At 71.2% G+C, this 10,550-nt stretch carries 7 protein-coding genes and 1 tRNA gene; 3 read left to right on the top strand and 5 right to left on the bottom strand.

Features of this window, described 5'->3' with window-relative positions; all coding sequences use genetic code 11:
- The first annotated feature begins 63 nt into the window (after positions 1-63).
- Positions 64-2,166 carry a S9 family peptidase gene (locus POL72_RS46545; protein ID WP_272103434.1) on the top strand — a complete coding sequence of 701 codons (2,103 nt, stop codon included), beginning with the start codon at positions 64-66 and terminating at the stop codon, positions 2,164-2,166.
- A 419-nt stretch (positions 2,167-2,585) separates the two neighbouring features.
- Here the strand turns inward: POL72_RS46545 and POL72_RS46540 are convergent, their stop codons facing one another.
- The 4 genes from POL72_RS46540 to POL72_RS46525 all read right to left on the bottom strand — a co-directional run bounded on the left by POL72_RS46540 (position 2,586) and on the right by POL72_RS46525 (position 6,212).
- Positions 2,586-3,311: a hypothetical protein gene (locus tag POL72_RS46540; RefSeq protein ID WP_272103432.1), complete on the bottom strand. Its 726-nt coding sequence runs from the start codon at positions 3,309-3,311 to the stop codon at positions 2,586-2,588.
- Positions 3,312-3,443: 132 nt separating this feature from the next.
- Entirely contained in the window at positions 3,444-4,109 is a 666-nt protein-coding gene (locus tag POL72_RS46535; protein WP_272103430.1) for a hypothetical protein, read from the bottom strand.
- 151 nt (positions 4,110-4,260) lie between these two features.
- A complete protein-coding gene (locus tag POL72_RS46530; protein WP_272103428.1) occupies positions 4,261-5,550 on the bottom strand; it encodes a hypothetical protein in 1,290 nt (429 codons plus the stop codon).
- Positions 5,547-6,212 (bottom strand): RNA polymerase sigma factor, encoded by a 666-nt coding sequence (locus tag POL72_RS46525; RefSeq protein WP_272103426.1) that lies wholly within the window; start codon positions 6,210-6,212, stop codon positions 5,547-5,549. Before POL72_RS46525 ends, POL72_RS46530 begins: the two co-directional genes overlap by 4 nt.
- Before the next feature lie 974 nt (positions 6,213-7,186).
- On the opposite strand from POL72_RS46525, the gene POL72_RS46520 reads away from it, so the two are divergent.
- A tRNA-Arg gene (locus POL72_RS46520) sits at positions 7,187-7,324 on the top strand.
- Positions 7,325-7,489: 165 nt separating this feature from the next.
- On the top strand, positions 7,490-9,127 hold the full coding sequence (locus POL72_RS46515; protein ID WP_272103424.1) for a TROVE domain-containing protein: 1,638 nt from the start codon (positions 7,490-7,492) through the stop codon (positions 9,125-9,127).
- A 168-nt stretch (positions 9,128-9,295) separates the two neighbouring features.
- Here the strand turns inward: POL72_RS46515 and POL72_RS46510 are convergent, their stop codons facing one another.
- Positions 9,296-10,543: an aspartate kinase gene (locus POL72_RS46510; RefSeq protein ID WP_272103423.1), complete on the bottom strand. Its 1,248-nt coding sequence runs from the start codon at positions 10,541-10,543 to the stop codon at positions 9,296-9,298.
- Positions 10,544-10,550: the final 7 nt, after the last annotated feature.

The following is a 10,550-nucleotide window of genomic DNA, read 5'->3' as shown; positions in this document are numbered from 1 at the left end:
CCCGCCCGCGCCGCACCGCCTTTGACCTTGCCGGCGTATGCCCGCTCCGGCGAAATGCGCCGCATGTCGTCCTCCTCGACGCCGCGCGGGCGCCACGGCGCCGCGCGGCGCTCCTTGCTCGGCTTGCTCGGCCCCCTCGCCCTCGCGGCGGCGTGCGCGCCGGCCCCGCCGGGGCCCCCGGCGGCTGCGCCCCGGCCTGCCGCGTCCGCGCCGCCAGCGCCGCCTTCGCCCGCCGGACCGCCGCGGCCTGCGCCCGCGCCGGAGCGGCCCGGGTACGAGGGGCACGGCGCGGCGAGCGTCTCCCCGGAGATCCTGGCTCGCTACGCGGCGCCTCCGCTCCCGGACGACGTCTCGCGCCGCATCCAGGCCATGCTCGACGTGCGCGCTCCTTCCGGAGGCGTCCTAGGGCCGGATGGCAAGGCGCTCTACTTCACCTGGACGATCACGGGGACGAGGCAGGTCTTCCGGCTCGACGGGCCGCAGCGCTTCCCGCTGCAGCTCACCGGCGGCGAGGATCCGACCGTGGTCGAGGCCGTCACGCCGGACGGCGCGCGCCTCGTCCTCTCGCGCGACCGCAAGGGCGAGGAGAACCCAGGGCTCTACCTGCAGGACGCGAAGGGCGGCCCGCTCGTCGCCATCCAGCACGCGCCCGGCGTGCAGACGCAGCTCCAGTTCGTCTCCGACGATGGGAGGCACGTTTACTATCGGGCCAACGACGTCAAGAAGGACGCGTACGTCATCTACCGGTACGACATCGCGTCGAGGCAGCGAGAGGTCGTGTTCGATCGCGAGGGCATCTGGCGCGCCGTGGACGCCGCGGGCGACGGCCGCCTGCTGCTCGCGAAGGACGTGGGCTCCAACATGAGCGAGCTCTTCGAGTGGGCGCCCGGCGCGAAGGCCGCTCCGGGCGCCGACGCGCCGACTCCCCTCTTCGGGCAGGGCGAGCGCGAGGACTACGAGGCCAAGTACGGCGCCGCGCCCGGCGAGGTCCTCGTGCTCACGCCGCGCCTCGGGGAGCACCGCCGGCTCTACAGCTGGAAGGCGGGGAAGCTCACGCCGATCTCGCCGGAGATCCCGTTCGACGTCAGCGCGTTCTCCATCGATCGGGCGAGGAAGAGGATCCTCTACACGGTGAACGAGCGCGGCTACACGCGGCTCCGCGCGCTCGACGCGAGGTCGCACCGCGAGATCAAGCTGCCTGCGCTCCCGGCGGCGGATCACGTGACCCCGGTCTCGACGACGTGGGACGGCCGGTTCACGACGCTGCTCCTGGAGACCTCGACATCGCCGGCGACGGCGCATGTCCTCGACTGGACGACTGGCAAGCTCTCGCAGTGGCACGCTCCGAGCATGCCCGAGATGGCGCCGGGCGCGTTCTCGGCGACCACGCTGGAGTCCTATCCCGCGCGCGACGGCGCGCAGATCCCGATGTTCGTGCGGCGCCCTGCGCGGTGCGAGCGGCCGTGTCCTGTGATCGTCCATTTCCACGGCGGCCCGGAGGCCCAGGCGAGGGCTGGGTTCAGCGCGCGGGCGCAGCTCTTCGTGGACGCGGGGTTCGTGTTCGTCGAGCCGAACGTCCGCGGGAGCGACGGTTACGGCAAGACATGGCTGCACGCCGACGACGGCGCGAAGCGGCTCGACGTCATCACGGACATCGAGGACGCCGCGAAGTTCGTCAAGGCGAGCTTCGGCCACGAGGGCCGGCCGCCGAGGGTCGGCATCTTCGGCGGCAGCTACGGCGGCTATTCTGCGCTGATCGGCATGACCATGTTCGCCGGCGCCTACGATGCGGGCGCCGCCGTCGTCGGCATGAGCAACCTCGTGACGTTCCTCCAGAACACGGCGCCTTACCGGCGAATCCTCCGGATCTCCGAGTACGGCGATCCCGAGAAGGATCGGGACGCGTTGCTCAAGCTCTCGCCGATCACGTACCTCGATCGGGTGAAGGCGCCTCTGCTGATCGTGCAGGGGGCGTCGGATCCGCGGGTCCCTGCAGGCGAGTCGGTGCAGATCCAGCAGGCGCTGGAGGCAAGGAAGATCCCGTCCGAGCTCATCCTGTTCGCCGACGAAGGGCACGGCGCGCAGAAGCGGGACAACCAGGTGCTCCAGTATGGGCACCTCGTGAGGTTCTTCCGGACGCACCTCGGGGGCGGGGGCGGTACGTAGGAGCGTGTTCCGGGCCGCCCGGCCCGAGGAGATTGTGCGGTCACGCTCAGAGGGCGAAGCCCGCCCCCCCTTCCCCCCACCATCGGTCACGAACGTAAACGTAAACGTGAACGTGAACGTGAACGTTTACGTTCACGTTTACGTGGTCGTGGTCGTGGTCGTGGTCGTGGTCGTGGTCGTTTACGGCCTATCGTTGACGACCACGACCACGACCACGACCACGTAAACGTTCACGACCACGACCACGACCACGTAAACGTTCACGACCACGTAAACGTTCGTATGTAGGAGAACGCGGCGCGAAACTTGGTTAACGCCTATGCCTCCGCCCCGCCCCGAGAACCCCTCTCCTCGGGCCTACCGCTTCTTTATTTCCTCATATCCGCGCGGGTCAAGCTCCGGAGTGAGCAGTGGAATCGTCACGCGAGCGCAGACGCGCTCGCCGGCGGGCGTCGCGCTGCGCTCGTCCCCGCGGCGGCGCGGGGTGCGCGCGGGAGATCGCCGAAGATCTCCGGCATCAACGACGTCTTGCCGTGGAGCCGGAGCACGCACTCCACGAGGAGCTTCGCCGCGCCGTAGGTGGTGATCCACTCGTCGCGCGCGGCCTTCATCTCCGGGGTCATCGTGCGGCGCGCGAGCCGGGTCTTGCGCACGCTCCTGATGAGCGGCTCGAGGGCATCCCGGGAGCGCTCGAGGTCGGCCGTCCACGCCTCGCGCTCGGGCAGCTGCCCCTCGTGCTGCTCGAGCACCTCGATCGCGTGCGTCAGCGCCGCGGCGAGCGCCGCGGGGCGGCGGCGCAGCACGGTGGCGAGCGTCTGGCCCTGGAGGAGCTCTCGGGCCAGCGCGGCCCCGTTGGGCCGCGAGGCGGCGTGCTCCACGAGGCGGCGCAGCAGGCCGCGGCCCGCAGCGACCGGATTGGCCCGGGCGCCCCTCGATCCGCGGGACGCGCCGGGAGACCCAGGAGCGGCCGTCGCGTCCAGCGTCGCCTTGCGCAGGGCCTCGGTCGCGGCGTCGAGGCGCGCCGTGACGGTGCGCAGCGCGCTCCCGAACCCCGCATCGACCGGCAGGACGAGCTTCTGGATCTGCGACGCGGTGAGGCGGCCGTACGTCTCGATGTCACGCTGGTAGATGTAGGGATCGGGCATGGGAGCGACTCCACCGCGCGCGGGCGCGTTCAGGGCGGGCGCCATGATACCCATCGCCGGCGTCGACGAAAGGAGCCGTCGCGCTGGCCTGCCTGCCGGTCTCCCTCCGCCAGGCAGGCCCGCGACCGCTGCTCACGGGCAGCAGGTGAGGAGCGCGCTCGTGTCGTACGCCTCGGGGCAGATCGTGCCGCTGGAGTTGTGCCAGATGTGGAAGATCTGCTGGCCCGTCTCTCCGCACAGGGCGCTGGCCTCTGCATCGAGCGTCGAGTGCGCCTGGCACTCGTCCCCGTGGTCGATCTTGGTCGTCCAGCACGTGGGCGACGGCAGCGGCTCCGCCGCCGGGCAACACGCATAGACGGCCCCTGTCGTCTCGCTGCCGCTGCATCCAGGGAGTTCCCGCTCGTAAGTGAACTCGGCGAGATCCGCGCCCTGGTTCCTGCAGGTGATGTAGGCCTCGTCCTTCAGATCGCTGCTGTCACTGCATGTGACGCCATCGCCCAGCTCGCCGCTCCAGCACGTCTCCGGCAGGGGCGGCGGAGGGGGCAGGGCCGGCGGGGGCGGGAGCGACGGGGGCGGCGCGGGCGTCGCCTCGCCATCGTCGGACGGCGGGGGCGGCGGCTTCGCCTCGCCATCGCCGCTCGAACCGTCCTCCACGCCGTCGCTCTTCGCGCTCTTCACGCCCGCGGAGTCCGTTCCGCTGTCAGGGTCCGGCACCTCGGCGCTGATGCAGCCCGCGCCGGCGAGAAGACCCGAGATCGAGAGACAGAGCGAGAGACCGGTCGCAACGAAAAATCGCATGGAGTCCTCCATCAAGCCCGGCCCAGCCCGGGACAGCTTCGACGCGCGCGCCGCCGGAGCCCCGGTCGGCGCGCTCTCCTCGTCGTTCCGCTCTTCATCAACCGCGGCGGGCCTGCCGGTTTCCTCCGTCAGGCCACCTCGCGATCGCGGCTCACGGGCAGCAGGTGAAGAGCGCGCTCGTGTCGTGCGCCTCGGGGCAGCTCGCGGTGCCGGAGTTGTACCAGATGTGGAAGATCTGCTGCCCGGCGTCCGCGCACATGGCGCTGGCCTCGTCACCGAGCGTCGACTGCGCCTGGCACACGTCCCCGTGGTCGATCTTGGTCGTCCAGCACAGGCGCGACGGAAGCGGCTCCGCCGCCGGGCAACACGCATAGACGGCCCCCGTCGTCTCGCTGCCGCTGCATCCAGGGACGCCCCGGTCGTAAGTGAACTCGGTGAGATCCGCGCCCTGGTTGCGGCACGTGATGTAGGCCTGATCCTTCAGATCGCCGCTGTCATGGCAGGTGAGGCCGTCGCCGAGCTGGCCGCGCCAGCACTCGGTCGGCTCGTCGTCGACGCACGTGTGCTCGACGCTGCGGTAGCCGCCGTCTCTGCACGGATCGAGCAGCCTGACGTCGGCGAGGACGAGGCCCTGCGCGTCGCACATCGCCTCGACCTCGCTCGTCAGATCCTCCGCCGTCCGGCAGCCCGCCTCTTCCTGCGGACCCGCCGGCTTCTCGTGGGGCTCCGCGGTCGTCGCGCGGTCCGCCCCCTCGGCGCTTCGATCGCCCTTTTGCCCAGCGACCTCCGCCGGAGCGCTGGCGCCGCCGGTGCCTCGGCTCGACGAGGGGAGCTGGCCGCGCGATGGCGACGCGTGGACAGGCGGACGTTCCAGGGCGTCGACCCACCCCGGGCTCGACGGGAGCGCGACGGCCGGCGGCAGGGCGCGCGCGCGCGACGGCGGGACCGGGGCGCGGCTCTCGGGGAGCTCGCTGTGGCGCTGGCCTACGGGCGCGTCGCGCGCGTCCGGCGGCGCTGCCGAGCCGTGAGGCGCAGGCGGCGAGGTCCTCGGCGGCGGAGCGAGCCGGCGGGGCGGCTCCCGGAGGAGCGGGGCGTAGATCCGGGGCGGCGCCGGCGGGTGGCCGTCTGCCGGCGTGCGCTCCGGGATCCCGCCGTCCGCGTGGGGGCGATCGCCGACGATGCCGACCGCGGGCTCGACGGCGGGGCTGCGCGCGGAGACCTCGGGGGACGCGGGGCGCTGGAGGGCGGCGGCGAGGGCGACCGCGGCCGTTCCGGCGGCGAGGGCCAGCGCGAGCGGGCGCCCCGCGCGCCCGGCGAGGGACGGGCGCGCCCCGCGCAACCGCGCGCCGAGGCGCGCCGCGAGCCGGGGTGACGGCGTCGCCGCCGCGAGCCGCTCGTCGACCTCGTGCAGCAGCGCGAGCAGGTCGCGGTCTCGCGTCATTGCCCCACCTCCCACCCGGCCTCGCGGAGCCGCGCGACGGCCTTTTGAATCAGCTTGCACACGTAGCTTTTGGAGTGGCCAAGGACGCTCCCGATCTCCTCCTGCTCCTTGCCGTCGAGATAGAACATCGAGAACGCGATCTGCTCCTTGGGAGGCAGCTTCCCCAGCGCCTCGAACGCCCGGCGCAGATCGTCGCGCGCGATGGCCACCTCCTCCAGCATCGGGCGCGGGTCGGCCTCGTCCTGCCCGAGCAGCCAGCGGATGGGCGCGAGATCGAGGAACCGGTCCCGCCGCAGGCGGTTCAGGCAGCGATTCGAGGTCGCCCGGTACAGCCATCCTTCGAGGTTGTCTCGATCGGTCAGCGTCGCGAGCGCCTTCATCAGATCGAGAAATACGTCCTGCGTCACATCCTCTGCCCAGGCCACGTTGCCGCGGCCGTAACGGAGGGCGAGTCGGTACACGAGGTGATGGTGGCGGCGGTAAAGCGCCTCCGCGTCCAGGGCCGCTGCGCTCGAGATCCGCACCCCGGACGCCGGGAGGCCCGAGGACGACATGGGAACGAGTTGCTCAGGCGGGTCGTACCGCTCGCCGTCGCCGGGACGAGGGAGCAGCTCCTCGGCCCTGGCCTGCGGGCCGAGCCGGGATCGCGCGGCGAGGTTCACGGCAGCCTCGGCGCGAGGGATCCGTCCGCCGCGATGCACCATGAGCCGACCACGAGCGCCGTCATCTCGCACTCTACACAACCGAGATCGCCGCCGGTTTCCTCTCGGCGCGCCGGCGGTGACGATCGCGCGGCGGACCCGGAGACGCTCGCGGCGCGCGCCCCGTCACGGAGCGCGCCTCCGGCTCGCAGCGGCTGACGCCACCCGTCGCTCGACCATCGATCCGATCACGGCAGCCGCCAAGGTCTCGATCTGGCCGAGCCCTCGTCGCTCCCCTGCCCCGGAGGCCTCGACCTGACCAGCCCCTCGTGTCCCACCTGCCGTCGAGATCGCGATCTGGCCGAGCCCTCCTCTGCCGCCCGCCGCCGAGGCCGCGATCTGGCCGAGCCCTCCTCTGCCGCCCGCCGCCGAGGCCGCGATCTGGCCGAACCCTCCTCTGCCGCCCGCCGCCGAGGCCGCGATCTGGCCGAGCCCTCCTCTGCGCACCTTCCGCCAAGGTCTCGTCCTCGCGGAAATCTCCCCTCGGACTCGCCCGGAAGGTCTCGACCTCCCCAGGGCACGCGTCACGACGCAGCTCCCAGGTCCGGATCTGGGCGTTGGTTCAAAATTCTACCAAACCCCAGATCGTGTCCCCCGCACCTCCACGGTGATGAACGCGCGCGCCCGCCCTCGCGCAGAGCGCGTCCGGCGCGCTGTCGAACGAGCCTTCACCGGGGTTCCCCGCGAGCGAGACCCGCGCGCAACGGCTGAACCCGACATCGTTCCGCGGAGACGATCGTCGACGGTGGTGGCGCATCGACCGCGGCGATTGGCCCGATCTATCAGTTCATCTAGGTTTTTATCCCATGGGATAGACAACGGACCGGCGGGAGACGTCAGCGACCCTCGCTCTCGGCCGTTCCCCCGGGGTTTCTGCGGTCGGCACCCGCGGAGACCGACTTGGCATCCGCCCTGCAATACCCCCCAGCGTCCACGCCAGAGTAGCTCAGCGGTTAGAGCGCGAAAACAACTCCGGACGGTGTTCTCCGGCGCGATGAGCGCCGGCAGTGAGCTCCGGGGTTACTTCCCTTCTCAGGACGAGGTCGCGGGTTCGAGTCCCGCCTCTGGCACCAGGGCGCAGCGCGGCAGTGAGATCACGGTTCCTTCGTTTTGACACGACCAACCCCGTGATCACCATCCTCCGCGCTGCGCCCGTTTTCTACGAGCGGTGCGCACATCGAATCTGCACCCCGCTTTCGATCCCTCGCCGCGCATGCGTCGAGGATGGAGGTGGCATCATGGCGTTCTTTCAGCATCTCAAGCGTCAGGACAAGCGCAGCGCCGACTCGCACCTGAACTGGATGGGCGGCCGCTCCTACGACATCACCGATCCGCTGAAGCGCCTCCGCCTCGCGGCCTCGTCGTGCTTCTTCGGCGAGCCGATGTACTACCATCTCGATCCCGCGGATCCGCGCCCGGCGAAGACCGTCAATGCGGCGAAGGCGAAGGCGTCGGTGAAGGCGGCGAAGAAGGCGGCCGCCCGCGCGCGCCTCTCGGACGCCGAGGTGCGGCGCCTGCGCGAGACGCTGGGCGCGGTGGACCCGGCCGAGTGGCGCAAGCTCTCGCCGGCGGCGCTGATCGAGAAGGCCATCGACGAGGCGCTCGCGGCCGATCCGGAGGCGACGCTCGCCGAGGCGGCGCGGCTGCGCGAGGAGGAGCACATGCGCACGACGCCCCAGGTCATCCTTGTGCGCGCGGCGAACACCGCGTCCGTGCGCGGGACGGGCCTCGTGCGCAGCTACGCGCCGCGCATCCTGAAGCGCGCGGACGAGCCGGCGGTCGCCCTCGCGTACCAGCTCTACCGCTTCGGCAAGCCGGTGCCGAACGCGCTGAAGCGCGCGCTGCGCGACGCGCTCGAGCGGTTCGACGATCACGCCCTCGCGAAGTACCGGCTCGAGGGCAAGGGGAGCAAGACCGTGGACGTCATGAACCTCGTGCACCCGAAGAGCCCCAGCGTGGACCGCCTCGCGAAGGGCGCGCTCCGCGCGACCGGCCGCACCTGGGAGGCGATCGTCTCGGCGCGCGGCTCGAACCGGTGCGCGTGGCGCAAGGCGCTGCCGGTCATGGGCCACATGGCCCTGCTGCGCAACCTGCGCAACCTGATCGAGGCGGGCGTGCCGTTCGACCAGTTCCTGCCGAAGCTCGTCGAGACGGCCGCGGAGGGGAAGCAGCTGCCGTTCCGGTACTACAGCGCCTACCGCGCCGTGAAGGGCTGCGCGCCGGGCGCCGTGCTCGACGCGGTGGAGAAGTGCCTGGACCGCTCGCTCGGCCAGGTGCCGTACTTCCCCGGCCGCGTGATGGTGCTCTGCGACAACAGCGGCTCCGCGCAGGGCACGACCACGAGCAGCCTCGGGACGATGCAGATCTCCACGATCGCGAACCTCACGGGGGTCGTGGCCGGGATGCGCGCGAGCGACGGGCACCTCGGCGTGTTCGGCGACCGGCTGGAGACGTTCGCGGTGCGCAAGCAGGAGAGCGTGTTCTCGCAGCTCGAGAAGGCGGAGCACATCGCCCGCACGATCGGGACGGCGACCGAGAACGGCGTGTGGCTCTTCTGGGATCGCGCGATCCGCGAGCGGCAGCGCTGGGACTCGGTGTTCGTGATGAGCGACATGCAGGCCGGCCACGGCGGCCTGTACGGTACGCGGCCGAAGGACTACGCGGACTTCGCCTGGAACGGGCACTACATCGACGTGGCGAAGCTCGTGGCGACGTACCGCGCGCGGGTGAACCGCGACGTGCGCGTGTTCCTTGTCCAGGTCGCCGGGTACCAGGACACGCTCGTGCCCGAGTTCTATGACCGCACGTACATCCTCGGCGGCTGGGGCGAGGGGCTGCTGCGCTTCGCCGCGGCGATGGCGCAGGAGCAGCAGTAGGCGCGCCGGGCCGCATCAGGGGCGCATCGGACTGGCCGCGGCGCGATCCCCGCTCCGCGGAGCGATGTCCGTGCGCTCGACGCCACAATGCGACACGCCGCGAGCGGCCTCACCGACCGGGTCGGGGCCGCTCACGGCGAGCGCATCACGACGGTAAAACGGGTTCGGTCAGGCCTTGCCGCCGAGCCCGAAGCCATCGTGCAGCGCGCGGACGGCGAGCTCGGCATACTTCGTCGAGACGAGGCACGAGATCTTGATCTCGCTCGTGGAGATCGCCTGGATGTTGATCCCCTCCGCCGCGAGCAGCTGGAACATCCGCGCCGCCACGCCCGCGTGCGTCCGCATCCCGAGGCCGACGATCGACACCTTCACGATGTCCTCCTCGTAGCGGACGCTCATCGCGCGCACGCCGCTGGAGATCTTCTCCATCACGAGCTTCGCCCGCGGGAGATCCGCCTTGCCGACGGTGAACGTGACGTCGGCCTTCACCTCGCCGGACGTGCCGCGCGTCTCCAGGCCGTAGCTCGGCGCGTTCTGGATGATCATGTCGACGCTGATGTTCTCCTCGGCCAGCGCGCCGAAGATCTGCGCCACCACGCCCGGCTTGTCGTCGACGCCGACGAGCATGACCCGCGCCTCGTTCCGGTCGAGCGCCACGCCCGTCACCGTCACGCTCTCGAGAGACTGCTCCTCGCTGACGACCCACGTGCCCGGCACGTCCGAGAACGACGACCGCACATGCACCGGGACACCGTACTTCATCGCAACCTCCACGCTCCGTATCTGAAGGACCTTCGCTCCCAGCGAGGCGAGCTCCAGCATCTCTTCGTAGCTGATCCGCTCGATCTTCCGCGCCGTCTTGCAGATGTTCGGGTCCGTTGTGTAAACGCCGTCGACGTCCGTGTAGATCTCGCACTCGGCGCCCACCGCCGCCGCGATCGCCACGGCGCTCGTGTCGCTGCCGCCTCGGCCGAGCGTCGTGATGTTGCCCGCGTCGTCCACGCCCTGGAACCCGGCGACCACCGCGATCTTCCCCCCGGCCAGCGCCTCGTGCAGCCGCTGGGCGTCGATCGCCTTGATCCGCGCCTTCGTATAGGCGCTGTCCGTCAGGATCTTCAGCTGGTGGCCGAGGAAGCTCCGCGCCTTGCCCCCCTGCGCCTGGATCGCGATCGCCATCAGCGCGGCCGAGACCTGCTCGCCGGTCGCCGCGAGCGCGTCCATCTCCCGCGCGTCGGGCACGGGGGCGATGTCCGACGCCAGCTTGAGCAGCCGGTTCGTCTCGCCGGACATCGCGCTGACGATGACCACGACGTCATGACCGGCCTGCTGTGTGGCGAGCGCCCGCGCGGCCGCCCGCTGGATGCGCTCGATGGACCCGACGGACGTGCCGCCGAACTTCTGGACGATGAGGCTCACGCGAGGT

The sequence above is a fragment of the Sorangium aterium genome (assembly GCF_028368935.1).
In the GTDB taxonomy this organism is placed as follows: Bacteria; Myxococcota_A; Polyangia; order Polyangiales; family Polyangiaceae; genus Sorangium; species Sorangium atrum.
The sequence above is the reverse complement of the archived record's forward strand: the minus strand, read 5'-3'. Positions and strand labels throughout refer to the sequence as shown.

Coding starts and splice junctions, on each gene's coding strand:
- POL72_RS46535 (WP_272103430.1), bottom strand. CDS start 4,109: ATGCGATTTTTCGTTGCGACCGGTCTCTCGCTCTGTCTCTCGATCTCG.
- POL72_RS46515 (WP_272103424.1), top strand. CDS start 7,490: ATGGCGTTCTTTCAGCATCTCAAGCGTCAGGACAAGCGCAGCGCCGAC.
- POL72_RS46540 (WP_272103432.1), bottom strand. CDS start 3,311: ATGCCCGATCCCTACATCTACCAGCGTGACATCGAGACGTACGGCCGC.
- POL72_RS46530 (WP_272103428.1), bottom strand. CDS start 5,550: ATGACGCGAGACCGCGACCTGCTCGCGCTGCTGCACGAGGTCGACGAG.
- POL72_RS46545 (WP_272103434.1), top strand. CDS start 64: ATGTCGTCCTCCTCGACGCCGCGCGGGCGCCACGGCGCCGCGCGGCGC.